This window comes from Pseudomonas gozinkensis, from assembly GCF_014863585.1.
Classification (GTDB): domain Bacteria; phylum Pseudomonadota; class Gammaproteobacteria; order Pseudomonadales; family Pseudomonadaceae; genus Aquipseudomonas; species Aquipseudomonas gozinkensis.
Window position 1 is genome coordinate 5052635 of sequence record NZ_CP062253.1, and the last position, 19626, is coordinate 5072260.

A 19626-nucleotide genomic window follows, 5' to 3' on the forward strand; every position below is an offset into this window, starting at 1 on the left:
TGTCGACTGACCGGACGCTATCGCTGGCAAGCCAGCTCCCACAAGGAGTTGCGTAAGTCTGTAAGATTCCTGCCCTGTCTCATAAGCCTCTCGCTGAGCCCATGCCCCAACCCGCCTCCTCCCGACTCGCCCGCCTGCTGTTCGGCCTGCTCGCCTATGTCAGCCTCGGCATCGGCCTGATCGCCATCGTCGTGCCCGGCCTGCCGACCACCGAGTTCATCCTGCTCGCCGCCTGGGCCGCGACCCGCAGTTCGCCGCGCCTGAGTGCCTGGCTGGAAAACCACCGGCTGTTCGGCCCGATCCTGAGCAACTGGCGCAACGGCAAGATCATCGCCCGCAAGGCCAAGGTCAGCGCCACCGTCAGCATGTTGCTGTGCGCCACGCTGATGCTGGTGATGCTCGATCACGGCTGGCCGATCTATCTGGCGATTGCAGGGATGATGATGGGCAACCTGTGGATCTGGTCGCGACCGGAAACGTTGCCGAAGATTTCCTGATTTTTCCCTTGTTTTCAGGGCTTTTACCCGCGCAAACGTTTAGCCATGACCGTTCGTCGGCATGCCGCTCATGCGTCCTCGCCCTGCGCCGATGAGCCTTGAATGGCGCTGAATGGATTTGGCGAACCGGGCACCTCCCCTGCCCCGTAGCCAACAGTTCATTCATTCGCGAGAACGTCCCATGTTCGACTCTCTGTCCATTCGCCTGAAAATCGTCCTGCTCTCCGGCCTGTGCCTGCTCGGCGTGGTCGCGCTGATCGTCGGCATCAACCTCTACCAGACCAATCAGAACGACGAACTGGTCAGCGAGTCGAGCAGCAAGATGCTCACCGCCAGCGTGCAGAACCTGCTGCAGGCCAAGGCTGCCGAACAAGCGGTTCAAGTACAGAAAACCTTCGGCGAAAGCCTGTTGGTGATCACCGCGCTGGCCGATCAGATCAAGGACATGCGCGTCATGGCCGCCAAGCGTTCGCTGGACGCCGGCGCCCTGCGTGAAGAGCTGAACCTGAGCCTGAAAACCGCGTTCGAGCGCAACAGCAAGGTGCTCGGCATCTGGCTGGCGTTCGAACCCAACGGCCTCGACGGCAAGGACAGCGAGTTCGTCAACGACGCCGCGCGCCAGTCCAACGAAGCCGGGCGCTTCGCCACCTACTGGAGCCGCGCCGCCGGTTCCGCGCTGAACACGATCATGGTCGAAGAGGACATGACCAAGACCACTCTCAGTGTCAGCGGCACACCGTACAACAGTTGGTACACCTGCCCCCGCGACAACAAGCGCACCTGCCTGCTCGACCCGTACGCCGACACCGTGGGCGGCAAGGAAATGCTCATGACCACCATTTCCGTGCCGTTGCTGGTGGACGGCAAGACCATCGGCGTGGTCGGCATCGACATCGCCCTCGATGCGCTGCAAGCGGCGGCCGTGAATTCCCAGCGTGAACTGTTCAACGGCGCCGGGCACATGCTGATCGTCTCCGGCAGCGGCGTGCTTGGCGCCTACAGCACCGACGCGACCAAGGTCGGCAAAGGCATCGCCGAAACCCTCGGCGCCGAAGGCAAGGACATCCTGCAACTGCTGAGCGCCGGCACAGCGAAGATTCTGGAACAGGGCGATCTGATCCGCGCCGTGTACCCGGTCGATCCGATCGGCAATTCCCGGGCCTGGGGCGTGGTCATCGACCTGCCGAAACAAGTGCTGCTGGCCGACTCGGTCAAGCTGCAAGCGGTGCTCGACGACGCTCAGCAAGCCGGCATGATTACCGCGCTGTCGGTGGCCGTGATCGCAGGTCTGATCGGCCTTGTGCTGATCTGGCTCACTGCTTCGGGCGTGACCCGTCCGATCAATAGCGTTGCCGAGATGCTGAAGAATATCGCCAGTGGCGAAGGCGACCTGACCCAGCGCCTGAACTACACCAAGAAAGATGAACTGGGCGAACTGGTGAACTGGTTCAACCGTTTCCTCGACAAGCTGCAACCCACCATCGCCCAGATCAAACAGAGCATCACCGAAGCCCGTGGCACCGCCGATCAGTCGTCGGAAATCGCCCGCCAGACCAGCGAAGGCATGCAGGTGCAGTTCCGCGAGATCGATCAGGTGGCGACCGCGTCCAACGAAATGAGCGCCACCGCCCATGACGTTGCCAACAGCGCTTCGAACGCGGCCAACGCGGCGAAAGGCGCCGATCAGTCGGCCAAGGACGGGATGTCGATCATCGAGCGCAGCACCCGCGACATCAATCAACTGGCCGATGAAGTCAGCAAAGCGGTGACCGAAGTCGAAGAGCTGGCGGTCAACAGCGAGCAGATCGGCTCGGTGCTGGAAGTGATCCGCAGCATCGCCGAACAGACCAACCTGCTGGCGCTGAACGCCGCGATCGAAGCGGCTCGTGCCGGTGAAAGCGGTCGTGGTTTTGCGGTGGTGGCCGACGAAGTCCGTAACCTGGCCAAACGAACCCAGGATTCGGTGGAAGAAATCCGCGTGGTCATCGAACGCATCCAGACCGGCACCCGTGGCGTGGTCGCGACCATGCATTCAAGCCAGACCCAGGCCCACAACAACGCCGGGCAGATCCGCCAGGCTGTGGACGCCCTCGGCAAGATCAGCGACGCGGTCACCGTGATCAGCGACATGAACCTGCAGATCGCCAGCGCCGCCGAACAGCAGAGCGCCGTGGCCGAAGAGGTCAACCGCAACGTTTCGGCAATCCGCACCGTCACCGAAACCCTGACCGAACAGGCCACCGAATCGGCGGCGATCAGCAGCCAGCTCAACGCCCTGGCCAGTCAGCAGATGAAATTGATGGATCAGTTCCGCGTGTAATCGCAGTCGCCCTGAATCCCTGTGGGAGCTGGCTTGCCAGCGATGGCGGTAGATCAGTCGATACATTGTTGACTGACACTCCGTAATCGCTGGCAAGCCAGCTCCCACAGGGACCGGTGATGTCCGGTAAATCGGGGATTTCATCTAAGCCAACAGCGTTTTGCACTATTCTGCCCTCTCGTTCCGGAGGGCCTTCGATGACTGATCTGCTCACGTCCATTCAAGCCGCACTTGGCTTGTCCCGCACGCCGATTCCGTTCACCGGCGAGGGCGCCCTGCCTTCGGCGTTTGCCGTCACCGACCTTGCCTGCGCGAGCATTGCCGCGGCCGGGCAAGCCGTCGCCGAACTCCTTCAGCAGCAAACCGGCGACTTGCCCAGCGTAGAAGTCGACCGCCGCCTCGCCTCGTTCTGGTTCGCCACTTCACTGCGGCCAATCGGCTGGGAAGTCCCGCCGCTCTGGGATCCGGTGGCCGGCGACTACGCGACCAAAGACGGCTGGATTCGCCTGCACACCAACGCCCCGCATCACCGCGCCGCTGCTGAAAGCGTGCTGGGCGCCTGTGCCGACCGCGCGGCGATGGCGGCGAAAGTCGCACAATGGGCCAGTGCCGATCTGGAGCGAGCGGTGGTCGAGGCCAAGGGTTGTGCGGCCGAAATGCGCAGTTGGGAGCAGTGGCAGAAACATCCCCAAGGGTTGGCGGTGAATGCCGAACCCATGGTGCATTTCAGTGATGGGAAAGACGAAAGTCATCAACCCTGGCAAGGCTCGGTGGCGCAACCATTGGCCGGACTCAAGGTGCTCGACCTGACTCGCGTACTCGCCGGCCCGACTGCCAGCCGTTTCCTCGCTGGGCTGGGCGCCAATGTCCTGCGCATCGATCCACCGACCTGGAACGAACCCGGCGTGGTGCCGGAAGTAACCCTCGGCAAGCGTTGTGCGCGGCTGGATCTGCATCAACCGGCAGATCGCGCAGTGTTCGAAAGCCTGCTCAAGGATGCCGACATTCTGTTGCACGGCTATCGCGCCGACGCCCTTGAACATCTCGGCTTCGGCGTCGAACGTCGCCGGCAACTGGCGCCGGGGCTGATCGATGTCTGCCTCAACGCTTACGGCTGGAGCGGCCCGTGGCAGAACCGTCGGGGCTTCGACAGTCTGGTGCAGATGAGCAGCGGGATTGCCGAGGCAGGACAGCGCTGGAAGCAGGCGGACAAACCGACGCCGTTGCCGGTGCAGGCGCTGGATCATGCGACGGGGTATCTGATGGCGGCAAGTGTGATTCGGTTGCTGGCTGACCGGTTACGCAGTGGTCGAGGTGGGTCGGCACGGTTGTCGCTGGCGCGGACGGCGAAGTTGTTGATTGAGGATGGGGCTGGGACTGACGAAGCGTTGCGTCCGGAAAATCCACAAGATCAAAGCTCGCTGGTGGAGCAGACACCTTGGGGGCCGGCGCATCGGCTACAAGCGCCGCTTCGTATCGCAGGAACGTCGTTGCAGTGGTCTTTGCCGGCGACTGAGTTGGGATCGCATCGTCCGCAGTGGTGAATGTCAGACCGCCATCGCTGGCAAGCCAGCTCCCACAGGTCCAACGGTGTTTACGGATTTTGTGTACGGCCTGGATACTGTGGGAGCTGGCTTGCCAGCGATGGGGCCAGTAATGACAGCCTATCAGCCGGATCAGTCTGCCCTGCTCAGAGATGTCCACAGCAACTGCGCCGCATACCCCCGAAACGGCCGCCAGGCTTCAGCGCGGGCTGACAACTCCCGCACCGTCATCCGCTCCCCTTCCAGCACCTCCAGCGCCCGCAGCAATCCCACATCGCCAGTCGGAAACCCGTCCATATCCCGCAACTGCCGCAGGGCAATGTACTGCGCCGTCCAGTCGCCAATCCCGTGCAGCGCCAGCAATCGCGCGGTCCCGGATGAAAACAGCAACGGGTCCTCCAGCAACGCCTGCACCACGCCCGACAGCGTGCGACCACGACTTTTCGGCATGCCCAGCGCCGCCAGATCCGCGCGCGCTAAAACCGCCGCTTCGGGAAACACATGGGTCAACCCCGGCACCGCAGAGTGCAACGGCTCGCCATACTGCGCCACGAGTTTCCCTGCCAACCGGATCGCCCCGACCACTGTAATCTGCTGCCCCAGCACCGCCCGAAACGCCAGCTCCAGACCATCCCACGCCCCCGGCACCCGTAAACCCGGGCGCGCGGCCATCAACGGCGCCAGCAGCGGATCCGCCGCCAGATGCCGTTGCATGGTCGGCAGATCGGCGTCCAGATCGAACAGCCGACGCAAGCGCGCAACAATCTCGGGAAGCGCTGATGGATCAGGAAAATCCAGTTCGACCTCCAGCGCATCACCTTCACCCGGCCAGACCGAAACCGTACCGTAAACACCGTTCAATCCGATGCTGCGCGAATACACGCCATCGACCACCGTTTCCATCCCGACCACCGCCCGCGCCGCGAAAAACCCGAGCATCGCCGGCCAGTCACAGGATCCCTGATAGTCGAGCCGTAATCTCACAGGGACAACACGCCGCTGTACAACCCATACGCCGCGAGCCCGGCGCCGGCGATCACACAGGTGAAAATCCCCTTCTCGATCGTCGTGAACAACGGTTCGCCCTGCTCATGCTTGGCCTTGGCGAACAGAATCACTCCCGGTGCATACAGCAGCGCCGACAGCAGCAAATATTTCACCCCGCCGGCGTACAGCAACCACACCGCGTAGCACAGGGCGATGCCGCCGATCAGCAGATCCTTGGTGCGTTCTGCCGAAGCATGTTCATAGGTTTCCCCCCGTCCGCTCAACAGCACCGCATAGGCCGCCGACCACAGGTACGGCACCAGAATCATCGAAGAGGCGAGGTAAATCAGACTGGTGTAAGTGCCTTCGGAAAACAGCGTGATCAACAGGAAAATCTGGATCATCACGTTGGTCAGCCACAACGCGTTGACCGGCACATGGTTGGCGTTTTCCTTTTTCAGGAACGCCGGCATGGTCTTGTCCCGGGCAGTGGCAAACAGGATTTCGGCGCACAGCAGGGCCCAGGACAACAATGCACCGAGCAACGAGATCGCCAGGCCGATGCTGATCGCCAGCGCCCCCCACGGCCCGACGATATGCTCGAGCACCGCCGCCAGCGACGGGTTCTGCAAGGTCGCCAACTCAGGCTGGCTCATGATTCCGAGCGACAGCACATTGACCAACACCAGCAACGCCAGCACGCCAATGAACCCGATCACCGTGGCACGCCCCACGTCGCTGCGTTTCTCCGCTCGCGCCGAGTACACACTGGCACCTTCGATGCCAATGAACACAAACACGGTGACCAGCATCATATTGCGCACCTGATCCATCACACCGCCAAAACTGGGGTTGCTGCGGCCCCAGATGTCGCGGGTAAAGATGTCAGCCTTGAACGCCACCGCGGCAATCACGATGAACATGATCAGCGGCACGATCTTCGCCACCGTGGTCACCTGATTGATGAACGCCGCCTCCTTGATCCCGCGCATCACCAGAAAGTGCACGGCCCACAGCAGCACCGAAGCGCAGCCAATGGCAATCGGCGTGTTGCCTTGACCGAACACCGGGAAGAAATACCCGAGAGTGCTGAACAGCAACACGAAATACCCGACGTTGCCCAGCCACGCGCTGATCCAGTAACCCCACGCGGAAGAAAAACCCATGTAGTCGCCGAACCCGGCCTTGGCGTAGGCATACACGCCGGAGTCCAGTTCCGGTTTGCGATTGGCCAGGGTCTGGAAAACGAAGGCCAGGGTGAGCATGCCGATTGCCGTGATGCCCCAGCCGATCAGGATGGCCCCGGCATCGGCCCGGGCCGCCATGTTCTGCGGCAGGGAAAAAATCCCCCCGCCGATCATCGAACCCACCACCAGGGCGATCAGTGCGCCAAGGCGCAGTTTTTGCGTCGGTTGCGACATTCAAATCTCCTTGAAAGATGGTGTGATGTTTTCGGTTATTACAACTATTAACTAAACGGATAAAGCTAGCTGACGTTTATCAGGTAACGCCAACAAACGCCTGTTTATATATAGCGGTTGGCGCTAACGCCTAGCACGCTCAGACAGTTTTGTGCGCGAATCCTAATAAATCAATTCTGTACTGAAAACAGCGGTGAAAAATTTGCCAAAACCTGAAAACGAACTAGCGTGATAATTCGAAAGTAATAGGATCCATTCTTGATAATCTCCCCAAAAAGCCTCTAGGACAGGCTTTCCAGGCAATAGCCTTATGCCTCCAGACGTTTCATAAGTCATTCATTAACAATGGAATGTGACTATGCACTGATCTAAGTCAGCTGTTTGAAAAGCCAACAGAACTACGCTGTGAACTCTTCTCTCCTGCAATGGAGTCATGCAATGTCTGAAGCTCCCGGAAAACTACGACTAGGTGCACTGGTTGCATTGGTAGTCGGTTCAATGATCGGTGGCGGGATATTCTCTTTGCCACAAAACATGGCCGCCAGTGCCGACGTCGGCGCGGTACTGATTGGCTGGGCCATCACCGCTGTCGGCATGCTCACCCTCGCTTTCGTCTTCCAAACCCTCGCCAATCGCAAGCCTGACCTGGACGGCGGTGTCTACGCCTACGCCAAGGCCGGTTTCGGCGATTACATGGGTTTCTCCTCGGCCTGGGGTTACTGGATCAGTGCCTGGCTGGGCAACGTCGGTTACTTCGTTCTGCTGTTCAGCACCCTCGGATACTTCTTTCCGATATTTGGGGAAGGCAACACCGTGGCTGCGGTGATCGGCGCCTCGGTGCTGCTGTGGGGCGTGCACTTTCTGGTGCTGCGCGGGATCAAGGAAGCGGCGTTCATCAACCTCGTGACCACCGTCGCCAAAGTCGTGCCGCTGCTGCTGTTCGTGCTGATCGCGGTTTTCGCCTTCAAACTGGACATCTTCACCGCCGACATCTGGGGCGTGAAAAACCCGGATCTGGGCAGCGTGATGAACCAGGTGCGCAACATGATGCTGGTCACCGTGTGGGTGTTCATCGGCATCGAAGGCGCAAGCATCTTCTCGGCCCGGGCGGAAAAACGTTCGGACGTCGGCAAGGCCACCGTGATCGGTTTCATCACCGTGCTGCTGTTCCTGGTGCTGGTGAACGTGCTGTCGCTGGGCATCATGACCCAACCGGAACTGGCCAAACTGCAGAACCCGTCGATGGCTGCCGTGCTTGAGCATGTGGTCGGTCACTGGGGCGCGGTGCTGATCAGCGTCGGTCTGATCATCTCGCTGCTGGGGGCGTTGCTGTCGTGGGTGCTGCTGTGTGCGGAGATCATGTTCGCCGCCGCCAAGGACCACACCATGCCGGAGTTCCTGCGCAAGGAAAACGCCAACCACGTGCCGGTCAACGCCCTGTGGCTGACCAACGCGATGGTGCAGCTGTTCCTGATCATCACCCTGTTCTCGGCCAGCACTTACCTGTCGCTGATCTACCTCGCCACTTCGATGATTCTGGTGCCGTACCTGTGGTCGGCGGCCTACGCCCTGCTGCTGGCGGTGCGTGGCGAAAGCTACGAAGGCTTCGCGGCCGAACGGCGCAAGGACCTGATCATCGGTGGTATCGCCCTGATCTACGCGGTCTGGCTGCTCTACGCCGGTGGCGTGAAGTACCTGCTGCTCTCGGCCCTGCTCTATGCCCCCGGCGCGATCCTGTTCGCCAAGGCCAAGCTCGAACTCAAACAACCGGTTTTCACCAACGTCGAGAAGCTGATTTTCGCCGCAGTGGTCGTGGGTGCCCTCGTGGCCGCCTACGGACTGTATGACGGCTTCCTGACTCTGTAACTGCCCAACGTTTTCACTCTGGAGGATCACTGAAATGACCACGGAAAAAGCTAAGTACGGCGTCCATTCCGAAGCCGGCAAACTGCGCAAAGTCATGGTTTGCTCCCCAGGTCTGGCCCATCAGCGGCTGACCCCGAGCAACTGCGACGAGCTGCTGTTCGACGACGTCATCTGGGTCAACCAGGCCAAGCGCGACCACTTCGATTTCGTCACCAAGATGCGCGAGCGCGGGATCGAAGTGCTGGAAATGCACAACCTGCTGACCGACATCGTTTCCAACCCCGAAGCGCTGAAATGGATTCTGGATCGCAAGATCACCCCCGACACCGTCGGCGTTGGTCTGACGAATGAAGTGCGCAGCTGGCTCGAAGGCCTGGAGCCACGCAAGCTCGCGGAGTTCCTGATCGGTGGCGTGGCCGGTGAAGACCTGCCGGACAGCGAAGGCGCCAGCGTGATCAAGATGTACCGCGATTACCTGGGCCACTCCAGCTTCCTGCTGCCACCGCTGCCCAACACTCAGTTCACCCGCGATACCACGTGCTGGATATACGGCGGCGTGACCCTCAATCCGATGTACTGGCCAGCCCGCCGTCAGGAAACCCTGCTGACTACCGCCATCTACAAATTCCACCCCGACTTCACCGGCGCCGACTTCGAAGTCTGGTACGGCGATCCGGACAAGGATCACGGCCAGGCCACCCTCGAGGGCGGCGACGTGATGCCGATCGGCAATGGCGTGGTATTGATCGGCATGGGCGAGCGCACCTCGCGCCAGGCCATCGGCCAACTGGCGCAATCGCTGTTCGCCAAAGGCGCTGTGGAAAAGGTCGTGGTCGCCGGCCTGCCGAAATCCCGCGCGGCGATGCACCTGGACACCGTGTTCAGCTTCTGCGACCGCGACCTGGTCACGGTCTTCCCGGAAGTGGTCAAGGAAATCGTGCCGTTCATCATTCGTCCCGACAGCACCAAGCCGTACGGCCTGGACGTGCGCCGGGAGAACAAGTCGTTCATCGAAGTGGTGGCCGAAGTCCTCAACCTGCCGAAGTTGCGCGTGGTGGAAACCGGCGGCAACAGCTTCGCCGCCGAACGCGAGCAATGGGATGACGGCAACAACGTGGTGGCCGTGGAGCCGGGCGTGGTCATCGGCTACGACCGCAACACCTACACCAACACCCTGCTGCGCAAGGCCGGGGTCGAGGTCATCACCATCAGCGCCGGCGAACTGGGCCGTGGCCGTGGCGGCGGCCACTGCATGACCTGCCCGATCGTGCGCGACCCAATCGACTACTAAACGACCATCTCCCCGGCCGCACTGACCCTGTCGCGGCCGGGCCGATTACCGAATCCAAGGAGAATCATCATGGCGTTCAACATTCACAACCGTAACCTGCTCAGCCTGGAACACCACACCCCGCGTGAGCTGCGCTACCTGCTCGACCTGTCCCGCGACCTCAAGCGCGCCAAGTACACCGGCACCGAGCAGCAACACCTGAAGGGCAACAACATCGCCCTGATCTTCGAAAAAACCTCGACCCGCACCCGCTGCGCGTTCGAAGTCGCCGCTTATGACCAGGGCGCCAACGTCACCTACATCGACCCGAATTCCTCGCAGATCGGCCACAAGGAAAGCATGAAGGACACAGCCCGCGTGCTGGGTCGCATGTACGACGCCATCGAGTACCGTGGCTTCAAGCAGGAAATCGTCGAAGAGCTGGCCAAGTTCGCCGGTGTGCCGGTGTTCAACGGCCTGACCGATGAATATCACCCGACCCAGATGATCGCCGACGTGCTGACCATGCGTGAGCACGCCGACAAGCCGATCCACGAGATCAGCTACGCCTACCTGGGCGACGCGCGCAACAACATGGGCAACTCGCTGCTGCTGGTCGGCGCCAAACTCGGCATGGACGTGCGCATCTGCGCGCCGAAAGCCCTGTGGCCCCACGATGATCTGGTGGATCGCTGCAAGAAATACGCAGAAGAAAGCGGCGCCCGCATCACCCTGACCGAAGACCCGAAAGCCGCCGTCAAAGGCGTGGACTTCATCCACACCGACGTCTGGGTATCGATGGGCGAGCCGGTTGAAGCCTGGGCCGAGCGTATCCAGCAACTGCTGCCGTATCAGGTCAACGCCGAGCTGATGAAAGCCACCGGCAACCCGCGCACCAAGTTCATGCACTGCCTGCCGGCGTTCCACAACAGCGACACCAAGGTCGGCAAACAGATTGCCGAACAGTATCCGCACCTGAAAAACGGCATCGAAGTGACCGACGATGTGTTCGAGTCGCCGGCCTGCATCGCCTTCGAGCAAGCGGAAAACCGCATGCACACCATCAAGGCGATTCTGGTGTCGACTTTGGCTGATCTGTAACCACCACCCCGCTCCCACTGAAGGACCTGGAACCCAATGTGGGAGCGAGCTTGCTCGCGAAGGCGGTGCGCCAGTCGCCAAAGATGTTGCCTGACACAACGCTTTCGCGAGCAAGCTCGCTCCCACAGGTGCCCGGTACCGACAGTGTGATGGAGTCGTTTGCCATTCCTCTGTACAAGAAGGACATGCACCATGCGTATCGTCGTAGCTCTGGGCGGTAACGCCCTGCTCCGCCGTGGTGAGCCGATGACCGCTGACAATCAGCGCGCCAACATCCGCATCGCCACCGAGCAAATCGCCAAGATCCATCCCGGCAATCAACTGGTCATTGCCCACGGCAATGGCCCGCAAGTCGGCCTGCTGTCGTTGCAGGCGGCGGCCTACACTTCCGTCACCCCTTACCCGCTCGACGTGCTCGGTGCCGAAACCGAAGGCATGATCGGCTACATCATCGAACAGGAACTGGGCAACCTGCTGGACTTCGAAGTCCCGTTCGCCACCCTGCTCACCCAGGTCGAAGTCGACGCCAACGACCCGGCCTTCAAGAACCCGACCAAACCGATCGGCCCGGTCTACGAGAAAGCCGAAGCCGAAAAGCTCGCCGCTGAAAAAGGCTGGGCCATCGCCCCGGACGGCGACAAGTTCCGCCGCGTGGTGGCCAGTCCACGGCCGAAACGCATCTTCGAAATCCGCCCGATCAAGTGGCTGCTGGACAAGGGCAGCATCGTGATCTGCGCCGGCGGTGGCGGCATTCCGACCATGTACGACGAGAACCGCAATCTCAAAGGTATCGAAGCGGTGATCGACAAGGACCTGTGCTCGGCGCTGCTGGCCGAACAGCTGGAGGCGGACTTGCTGGTGATCGCCACCGACGTCAACGCGGCGTACATCGATTTCAAGAAACCCACCGAGAAAGCCATCGCTCAGGCCCACCCGGACGAACTCGAACGCCTGGGCTTCGCTGCCGGCTCCATGGGGCCGAAGGTGCAGGCAGCCTGTGAATTTGCGCGCCATACTGGCAAGGTCGCGGTGATCGGTTCGCTCTCGGACATCGAAGCCATCGTCCAGGGCACCGCCGGTACGCGGGTCAGCACCGCAGCGCCGGGCATCACCTACCGATAAAAAGAAACTCCGGGGGCAGACCTCAGGTCTGCCCTTCTCCCATGCCTTGAAAGGAGAAAACCATGGCCCAGTTCGAACCCGGCCGCTTGCACATCGAGCGCCACGCGTTGACTGACGACGACGTCAATTACAACGTGTGCCTCGACTATGAAGTGTTCACCGATCCTCAGAAAGGCAAAGGGATACAGTTCACCCTGCACGGCAGCATGCAGGGCAAGGACATGAAGGAAACGTTTTTCCTGCCCAAGGAAGAGGCTTACAACTTCGCCCGCGACGTGACCAGGATCGCCGAGAAATACGGGATTCCCAAGGCGCACAGCCAGATCGGCTCGGTGCACAAGCATTACGACCTGATGTTTGAAGACATCCGCAAGCAGCTGAATATGCAATCCGGGGATCCGGTCAATCCCGAGCATTTCGAGTAACCCGAACTCACCACATTCCCCCTGTGGGAGCGAGCTTGCTCGCGAAAGCGCTCTGTCAGTTCATATCTTCATTACTGATACACCGCATTCGCGAGCAAGCTCGCTCCCACAAGGGTATGTATCCAGCGAAAAAACACGCCCGGTTTCACCATTTCCCCGCCCCAAGGCATACTTGCCCCCCTCCGCACTCCAGAACCCAGAACCGCCCCATGCGTATCCACGTCAGCTTCATCGACCGCGTCGGCATCACCCAGGAAGTCCTGGCCCTGCTCGGTGGGCGCAATCTCAATCTGGATGCGGTGGAAATGGTCCCGCCGAACGTCTACATCGACGCCCCGACCCTGAGCCCGCAAGTGCTCGAAGAACTCAAAGATGCGTTGTTCCGGGTGCGCGGCGTAGAGGCCGTGGTGGTAGTCGACATCCTCCCCGGACAGCGTCGGCACCTGCAGCTCGACGCGTTGCTCGCGGCGATGACCGACCCGGTGCTGGCGCTGGACAGCGCCGGCAAGGTGCTGCTGGCCAACCCGGCGCTGATCGCCTTGTACGGTCGCGAGCCGGCAGGCGAAAGCGTCTCGGAACTGTTCAACGATCCGGGCCTGCTCGAAACGTTGTTGGAACAGGGTTTCCGCCTTCCGCTGCGGGAAATCACCGTCAACGGCCAGACCCTGTTGCTGGACGCCACGCCGATCACCGACGCCGGCGCCCTGCTGACGCTGTACCAGCCGAACCGCATCGGCGAACAACTCTCGGCGCTGCACCACGACCATGCCGAAGGTTTCGATGCACTGCTCGGTGAATCACCGCCGATCCGCACCCTCAAGGCCCGCGCCCAACGCGTCGCAGCCCTCGATGCGCCGCTGCTGATCCAGGGCGAGACCGGCACCGGCAAGGAACTGGTGGCCCGCGCCTGCCACGCCATCAGCGCCCGGCACAGCGCGCCATTCCTCGCGCTGAACTGCGCGGCCCTGCCGGAGAACCTCGCCGAGAGCGAACTGTTCGGCTACGCCCCCGGCGCCTTCACTGGCGCACAACGCGGTGGCAAACCGGGGCTGATGGAACTGGCCAACCAGGGCACGGTGTTCCTCGACGAGATCGGCGAGATGTCGCCGTATTTGCAGGCCAAACTGCTGCGCTTTCTCAATGACGGCAGCTTCCGTCGGGTCGGTGGCGATCGTGAGGTGAAGGTCAACGTGCGGATCCTCAGCGCGACCCACCGCGACCTGGAAAAAATGGTCAGCGAAGGTCTGTTCCGCGAAGACCTTTTTTACCGCCTCAACGTGCTCAACGTCGAAGTGCCGCCCCTGCGCGAACGCGGTCAGGACATTCTGTTGCTGGCGCGCTATTTCATGCAGCAGGCCTGCGCGCAGATCCAGCGCCCGGTCTGTCGCCTTGCCCCCGGCACTTACCCGGCGCTGCTCGGCAACCGCTGGCCGGGCAACGTGCGGCAATTGCAGAACGTGATCTTCCGCGCCGCCGCGATCTGCGAAAGCAGCCTGGTGGACATCGGCGACCTCGACATCGCCGGCACCTCGGTGGCGCGCCAGACCGACACCGACGTCGACAGCCTCGAAGAAGCCGTCGAAGCCTTCGAGAAATCGCTGCTGGAAAAACTCTACGTCAGCTACCCCTCGACCCGCCAACTGGCCAGCCGCCTGCAGACCTCGCACACGGCGATTGCCCATCGGCTGCGCAAGTACGGCATTCCCAACAAGCCCTGAGGCGAGACCCCGAATAAACTGTGGGAGCGAGCTTGCTCGCGATGGCGGTGCGACATTCAAAAAGCTGTCGACTGACACGCCCTCATCGCGAGCAAGCTCGCTCCCACAGGCTCTCCATCCAGCCGGTTCTCCATCCAGTTGAGAGTCCGAGCCCAAAAGCGACCTCTATCTGTACTGAAAGCGCTACAGCGGAACGATATCGCTACACCCTTCTCCGATTACCGCTGTGCAAGGCTTTGATCCGGTTCAGCTTTTTTATTCGTCCCGTGCTGTAGCGATTTCGCTACAGTCAACGTGATTTCGTTCACCCACAATTCAATCAAGCCATTGATTTATAACGATATTTTTACGTTGGCCGCGTTCTTGCTAAGTAACCGCTCATAAAATCAGGGCATTGCCGCCCGAGCATTCCACCGCGTCCACCAGACGAGTCTGGCCCCTAGGAGATTCCATGAGCGAGTTGCGTTTTACTGAAGATCACGAATGGCTGCGCGCCGAAGCCGATGGCTCTGTCACCGTTGGCATCACCGCTTTCGCGCAGAACGCCCTGGGCGACGTGGTGTTCGTGCAACTGCCTGAATTGCAGGCGTACGAGAAAGGCGCCGAAGCCGCCACCGTGGAATCGGTAAAAGCCGCCAGCGGCGTTTACATGCCACTGGACGGTGAAGTCCTGGCCACCAACCCGGCCCTGGAAGACAGCCCTGAGCTGGTCAACGAAGATCCGCTGGGCGAAGGCTGGTTCTTCCGCTTCAAGCCATCCGACGCTTCTGCCGTCGCCAAGCTGCTGGATCAGGACGCCTACGACCGCCTGATCAAAGCCCAAGCCGAAGCCTGAGGAACCTGACATGACCCAAGTAAATCTCGGCACCGCCAACGAATTCATCGCCCGTCACATCGGCCCGCGCGCCGGTGACGAGCAAGCCATGCTCAACAGCCTCGGTTTCGACTCGCTCGAAGCCCTGAGCGCCAGCGTCATCCCGGAAAGCATCAAGGGCACCAGCGTGCTCGGCCTCGACGACGGCCTGAGCGAAGCCGATGCCCTGGCGATGATCAAAGGCATCGCCGGCAAGAACCAGCTGTTCAAGACCTACATCGGCCAGGGCTACTACAACTGCCACACGCCGTCGCCGATCCTGCGCAACCTGCTGGAAAACCCGGCCTGGTACACCGCTTACACCCCGTACCAGCCAGAAATTTCCCAGGGCCGTCTCGAAGCGCTGCTGAACTTCCAGACCCTGATCAGCGACCTCACCGGCCTGCCGATCGCCAACGCTTCCCTGCTCGACGAAGCCACCGCTGCTGCCGAAGCCATGACCTTCTGCAAACGCCTGAGCAAGAACAAGGGCAGCCACCAGTTCTTCGCCTCGATCCACAGCCACCCGCAAACCCTCGACGTACTGCGCACCCGTGCCGAGCCGCTGGGCATCGACGTAGTCGTGGGCGATGAGCGCGAACTGACCGACGTGACGCCGTTCTTCGGCGCGCTGCTGCAATACCCGGCCAGCAACGGTGATGTGTTCGACTACCGCGAACTGACCGAACGCTTCCACGCTGCCAACGCCTTGGTAGCCGTGGCCGCTGACCTGCTGGCCCTGACTCTGCTGACCCCGCCGGGCGAGTTCGGCGCCGACGTGGCCATCGGCAGCGCCCAACGTTTCGGCGTGCCGCTGGGCTTCGGTGGCCCGCACGCGGCTTACTTCTCCACCAAAGATGCGTTCAAGCGCGACATGCCGGGCCGACTGGTCGGTGTATCGGTTGACCGTTTCGGCAAGCCGGCCCTGCGTCTGGCGATGCAGACCCGCGAGCAACACATCCGCCGCGAGAAAGCCACGTCGAACATCTGCACCGCGCAAGTGCTGCTGGCCAACATCGCCAGCATGTACGCCGTGTACCACGGCCCTAAAGGCCTGACCCAGATCGCCAACCGCGTGCATCACCTGACCGCGATCCTGGCAAAGGGCCTGAGCGCACTGGGCGTGACCGTCGAGCAAGCCAGCTTCTTCGACACCCTGACCCTGGCCACCGGCGCGCAAACTGCCGCGCTGCACGACAAGGCCCGCGCCCAACAGATCAACCTGCGTGTGATCGATGCCCAGCGTCTGGGCCTGTCGGTTGACGAAACCACCACCCAGGCCGATATCGAAACCCTGTGGGGCCTGTTCGCCGACGGCAAGACCCTGCCGGATTTCGCCGCTCTCGCCGCTGCCGCGCAAAGCACGATTCCAGCCGCACTGGTGCGTCAGTCGCCGATCCTCAGCCACCCGGTGTTCAACCGTTATCACTCGGAAACCGAGCTGATGCGCTACCTGCGCAAACTGGCGGACAAGGACCTGGCACTGGATCGCACCATGATCCCGCTGGGCTCGTGCACCATGAAACTCAACGCCGCCAGCGAAATGATCCCGGTGACCTGGGCTGAATTCGGCGCCCTGCACCCGTTCGCTCCGGCCGAGCAAAGCGCCGGTTACCAGCAACTGACCGACGAACTGGAAGCGATGCTTTGCGCAGCCACCGGTTACGACTCGATCTCGCTGCAGCCGAACGCCGGTTCCCAGGGTGAGTACGCAGGTCTGCTGGCAATTCGCGCCTATCACCAGAGCCGTGGCGAAGACCGTCGCGACATCTGCCTGATCCCGTCGTCCGCCCACGGCACCAACCCGGCGACCGCCAACATGGCTGGCATGCGCGTGGTCGTGACCGCGTGCGACGCCCGTGGCAACGTGGACATCGAAGACCTGCGCGCCAAGGCCATCGAGCACCGCGAACACCTCGCGGCGCTGATGATCACTTACCCGTCGACCCACGGCGTGTTCGAAGAAGGCATCCGCGAAATTTGCGGCATCATTCATGACAACGGCGGCCAGGTGTACATCGACGGCGCCAACATGAACGCGATGGTCGGCCTCTGCGCACCGGGCAAGTTCGGCGGCGACGTCTCGCACCTGAACCTGCACAAGACCTTCTGCATCCCCCACGGCGGTGGCGGCCCGGGTGTCGGCCCGATCGGCGTGAAATCGCACCTGACGCCGTTCCTGCCCGGCCACGGCCACATGGAACGCAAGGAAGGCGCGGTCTGCGCCGCACCGTTCGGCAGCGCGAGCATTCTGCCGATCACCTGGATGTACATTCGCATGATGGGTGGCGCAGGTCTGAAGCGCGCTTCGCAGTTGGCGATCCTCAATGCCAACTACATTTCCCGTCGCCTGGAAGAGCACTACCCAGTGCTGTACACCGGCAGCAACGGTCTGGTGGCGCACGAGTGCATCCTGGATCTGCGCCCGTTGAAAGACAGCAGCGGCATCAGCGTCGATGACGTGGCCAAGCGTCTGATCGACTTCGGCTTCCACGCCCCGACCATGTCGTTCCCGGTGGCCGGCACGCTGATGATCGAGCCGACCGAAAGCGAATCCAAGGAAGAACTGGACCGCTTCTGCGACGCCATGATCCGCATCCGCGAAGAAATCCGCGCGGTGGAAAACGGCACGCTGGACAAGGACGACAACCCGCTGAAGAACGCTCCGCACACTGCGGCAGAGCTGGTCGGCGAGTGGACTCACCCGTACAGCCGCGAACAAGCGGTGTACCCGGTAGCGTCGTTGATCGAAGGCAAGTACTGGCCGCCGGTCGGTCGCGTCGACAACGTGTTCGGCGACCGCAACCTGGTCTGCGCCTGCCCGTCGATCGAAAGCTACGCTTAAACGAATGAGGGGCATTCATTTGCCCCCACTTCCAACAACACCGCAAAACCTGTGGGAGCTGGCTTGCCAGCGATGAGGGTGGATCAGCCTCCATCCAAGTTGCCTGACACACCGCCATCGCTGGCAAGCCAGCTCCCACAAGGAAATGCTTCAAGCCTGATATCCCGCCAATTCCTATAACAAGAAACCGGAGAACAACCATGTCGTTAAGCGTGTTCGACCTGTTCAAGATTGGCATCGGCCCCTCCAGCTCCCACACCGTCGGCCCGATGCGCGCAGCTGCGCGCTTCATCGAAGGCCTGCGTCGGGAAAACCTGTTGTCGGCCACCACCAGCGTCAGGGTCGAGCTGTATGGATCCCTCGGCGCCACCGGCAAGGGCCATGGCAGCGACAAGGCCGTGCTGCTGGGCCTGGAAGGTGAACACCCGGACACCGTGGATACCGAAACCGTCGCCGCCCGTCTCTCGCAGATTCGCGGCAGCGGGCAATTGAATCTGCTCGGCGAGCACAGCATCGCGTTCAACGAGAAAGAACACCTGGCAATGATCCGAAAACCGTTGGCCTATCACCCCAACGGCATGATCTTCCGTGCCTTCGATGCGGCGGGATTGCAGATCCGCAGCCGCGAGTACTACTCGGTCGGCGGTGGTTTTGTGGTCGACGAAGACGCGGCCGGCGCCGACCGCATCGTCGAAGACGCCACCCCGCTGACCTTCCCGTTCAAAAGTGCCAAGGACCTGCTCGGTCACTGCGCCACTTATGGGCTGTCGATCAGCCAGGTGATGCTGACCAACGAAAGCGCCTGGCGCCCGGAAGCGGAAACCCGTGCCGGCCTGCTGAAAATCTGGCAAGTGATGCAGGACTGCGTGGCCGCCGGCTGTCGCAACGAAGGCATTCTGCCGGGTGGCCTGAAGGTCAAGCGAAGGGCGGCGGCATTGCACCGGCAACTGTGCAAGAACCCGGAATCGTCGCTACGCGATCCGCTGTCGGTGCTGGACTGGGTCAACCTCTACGCCCTGGCCGTCAACGAAGAAAACGCCAACGGCGGGCGCGTGGTCACGGCACCGACCAACGGCGCGGCGGGAATCATTCCTGCGGTTTTGCATTACTACATGCGCTTCATTCCCGGCGCGAACGATGACGGCGTGGTGCGTTTCCTGCTGACCGCGGCGGCCATCGGCATTCTGTACAAGGAAAACGCCTCGATCTCCGGCGCCGAAGTCGGCTGTCAGGGCGAGGTCGGCGTGGCCTGTTCGATGGCGGCCGGCGCGTTGTGCGAAGTCCTCGGCGGCAGCGTGCAACAAGTGGAAAACGCTGCTGAAATCGGCATGGAACACAACCTCGGCCTGACCTGCGACCCGATTGGCGGGCTGGTTCAGGTGCCGTGCATCGAGCGCAACGCCATGGGCTCGGTGAAGGCGATCAACGCCGTGCGCATGGCCATGCGCGGAGACGGGCAGCACTTCGTCTCCCTCGACAAGGTCATCCGCACCATGCGCCAGACCGGCGCCGACATGAAAAGCAAATACAAGGAGACCGCCCGTGGCGGTCTGGCGGTCAACATTATCGAGTGCTGATCGCGCCATCAAATCTCTCTCCCTTTGGGAGAGAACACAAAACTGGCCCCCTCTCCCTCCGGGAGAGGGTTGGTGTGAAT

14 protein-coding genes and 1 pseudogene are annotated in these 19626 nt (G+C 61.7%); 13 read left to right on the forward strand and 2 right to left on the reverse strand.

Annotation, left to right across the window (positions count from 1 at the left end):
• The first annotated feature begins 101 nt into the window (after window positions 1-101).
• From IHQ43_RS22475 to IHQ43_RS22485, 4 genes and pseudogenes are all read left to right on the forward strand, one after another.
• A complete protein-coding gene (locus IHQ43_RS22475) occupies window positions 102-497 on the forward strand; it encodes a YbaN family protein (RefSeq protein WP_192562160.1) in 396 nt (131 codons plus the stop codon).
• Between the two features lie 454 nt (window positions 498-951).
• Window positions 952-1959 (forward strand): annotated as a pseudogene (locus IHQ43_RS29870) (methyl-accepting chemotaxis protein); the annotation flags it as partial.
• Between the two features lie 102 nt (window positions 1960-2061).
• Window positions 2062-2817 carry a methyl-accepting chemotaxis protein gene (locus IHQ43_RS29875; protein WP_371320921.1) on the forward strand — a complete coding sequence of 252 codons (756 nt, stop codon included), beginning with the start codon at window positions 2062-2064 and terminating at the stop codon, window positions 2815-2817.
• A gap of 197 nt (window positions 2818-3014) precedes the next feature.
• Window positions 3015-4361, forward strand: a complete 1347-nt coding sequence (locus tag IHQ43_RS22485; RefSeq protein WP_192562162.1) for a CoA transferase — start codon at window positions 3015-3017, stop codon at window positions 4359-4361.
• 132 nt (window positions 4362-4493) lie between these two features.
• Here IHQ43_RS22485 and IHQ43_RS22490 read toward each other — a convergent pair whose 3' ends face one another.
• Both IHQ43_RS22490 and arcD (IHQ43_RS22495) read right to left on the reverse strand, forming a co-directional pair.
• Window positions 4494-5345, reverse strand: a complete 852-nt coding sequence (locus IHQ43_RS22490; protein WP_192562163.1) for a DNA-3-methyladenine glycosylase family protein — start codon at window positions 5343-5345, stop codon at window positions 4494-4496.
• On the reverse strand, window positions 5342-6769 hold the full coding sequence (arcD, locus tag IHQ43_RS22495) for an arginine-ornithine antiporter (RefSeq protein WP_192562164.1): 1428 nt from the start codon (window positions 6767-6769) through the stop codon (window positions 5342-5344). The genes IHQ43_RS22490 and arcD (IHQ43_RS22495) overlap by 4 nt, the downstream gene beginning before the upstream one ends.
• Before the next feature lie 438 nt (window positions 6770-7207).
• On the opposite strand from arcD (IHQ43_RS22495), the gene arcD (IHQ43_RS22500) reads away from it, so the two are divergent.
• The 9 genes from arcD (IHQ43_RS22500) (at window position 7208) to IHQ43_RS22540 (ending at window position 19546) form a co-directional block, all read left to right on the forward strand.
• Entirely contained in the window at window positions 7208-8635 is a 1428-nt protein-coding gene (gene arcD / locus IHQ43_RS22500) for an arginine-ornithine antiporter (RefSeq protein WP_192562165.1), read from the forward strand.
• A 34-nt stretch (window positions 8636-8669) separates the two neighbouring features.
• On the forward strand, window positions 8670-9926 hold the full coding sequence (arcA, locus tag IHQ43_RS22505) for an arginine deiminase (protein ID WP_192562166.1): 1257 nt from the start codon (window positions 8670-8672) through the stop codon (window positions 9924-9926).
• A 69-nt stretch (window positions 9927-9995) separates the two neighbouring features.
• Window positions 9996-11006 (forward strand): ornithine carbamoyltransferase, encoded by a 1011-nt coding sequence (locus IHQ43_RS22510; protein WP_007951186.1) that lies wholly within the window; start codon window positions 9996-9998, stop codon window positions 11004-11006.
• A gap of 192 nt (window positions 11007-11198) precedes the next feature.
• Window positions 11199-12128: a carbamate kinase gene (gene arcC / locus IHQ43_RS22515; RefSeq protein WP_127799554.1), complete on the forward strand. Its 930-nt coding sequence runs from the start codon at window positions 11199-11201 to the stop codon at window positions 12126-12128.
• Between the two features lie 62 nt (window positions 12129-12190).
• A complete protein-coding gene (locus IHQ43_RS22520) occupies window positions 12191-12553 on the forward strand; it encodes a DUF5064 family protein (RefSeq protein ID WP_007951188.1) in 363 nt (120 codons plus the stop codon).
• A 209-nt stretch (window positions 12554-12762) separates the two neighbouring features.
• Window positions 12763-14271: a sigma-54-dependent transcriptional regulator gene (locus tag IHQ43_RS22525; protein ID WP_085606603.1), complete on the forward strand. Its 1509-nt coding sequence runs from the start codon at window positions 12763-12765 to the stop codon at window positions 14269-14271.
• A gap of 451 nt (window positions 14272-14722) precedes the next feature.
• On the forward strand, window positions 14723-15106 hold the full coding sequence (gene gcvH, locus IHQ43_RS22530) for a glycine cleavage system protein GcvH (RefSeq protein WP_114885059.1): 384 nt from the start codon (window positions 14723-14725) through the stop codon (window positions 15104-15106).
• 10 nt (window positions 15107-15116) lie between these two features.
• Entirely contained in the window at window positions 15117-17969 is a 2853-nt protein-coding gene (gene gcvP, locus IHQ43_RS22535; RefSeq protein ID WP_102687257.1) for an aminomethyl-transferring glycine dehydrogenase, read from the forward strand.
• A gap of 200 nt (window positions 17970-18169) precedes the next feature.
• A complete protein-coding gene (locus IHQ43_RS22540) occupies window positions 18170-19546 on the forward strand; it encodes an L-serine ammonia-lyase (RefSeq protein ID WP_192562167.1) in 1377 nt (458 codons plus the stop codon).
• Window positions 19547-19626 lie beyond the last annotated feature (80 nt).

Excerpts from the sequence above, each read along its gene's own strand:
- IHQ43_RS22475 (WP_192562160.1), top strand. The coding sequence starts at position 102 with ATGCCCCAACCCGCCTCCTCCCGACTCGCCCGCCTGCTGTTCGGCCTG.
- IHQ43_RS29875 (WP_371320921.1), top strand. The coding sequence starts at position 2,062 with ATGCAGGTGCAGTTCCGCGAGATCGATCAGGTGGCGACCGCGTCCAAC.
- IHQ43_RS22485 (WP_192562162.1), top strand. The coding sequence starts at position 3,015 with ATGACTGATCTGCTCACGTCCATTCAAGCCGCACTTGGCTTGTCCCGC.
- arcD (WP_192562164.1), bottom strand. The coding sequence starts at position 6,769 with ATGTCGCAACCGACGCAAAAACTGCGCCTTGGCGCACTGATCGCCCTG.
- arcD (WP_192562165.1), top strand. The coding sequence starts at position 7,208 with ATGTCTGAAGCTCCCGGAAAACTACGACTAGGTGCACTGGTTGCATTG.
- arcA (WP_192562166.1), top strand. The coding sequence starts at position 8,670 with ATGACCACGGAAAAAGCTAAGTACGGCGTCCATTCCGAAGCCGGCAAA.
- IHQ43_RS22510 (WP_007951186.1), top strand. The coding sequence starts at position 9,996 with ATGGCGTTCAACATTCACAACCGTAACCTGCTCAGCCTGGAACACCAC.
- arcC (WP_127799554.1), top strand. The coding sequence starts at position 11,199 with ATGCGTATCGTCGTAGCTCTGGGCGGTAACGCCCTGCTCCGCCGTGGT.
- IHQ43_RS22520 (WP_007951188.1), top strand. The coding sequence starts at position 12,191 with ATGGCCCAGTTCGAACCCGGCCGCTTGCACATCGAGCGCCACGCGTTG.
- IHQ43_RS22525 (WP_085606603.1), top strand. The coding sequence starts at position 12,763 with ATGCGTATCCACGTCAGCTTCATCGACCGCGTCGGCATCACCCAGGAA.
- gcvH (WP_114885059.1), top strand. The coding sequence starts at position 14,723 with ATGAGCGAGTTGCGTTTTACTGAAGATCACGAATGGCTGCGCGCCGAA.
- gcvP (WP_102687257.1), top strand. The coding sequence starts at position 15,117 with ATGACCCAAGTAAATCTCGGCACCGCCAACGAATTCATCGCCCGTCAC.
- IHQ43_RS22540 (WP_192562167.1), top strand. The coding sequence starts at position 18,170 with ATGTCGTTAAGCGTGTTCGACCTGTTCAAGATTGGCATCGGCCCCTCC.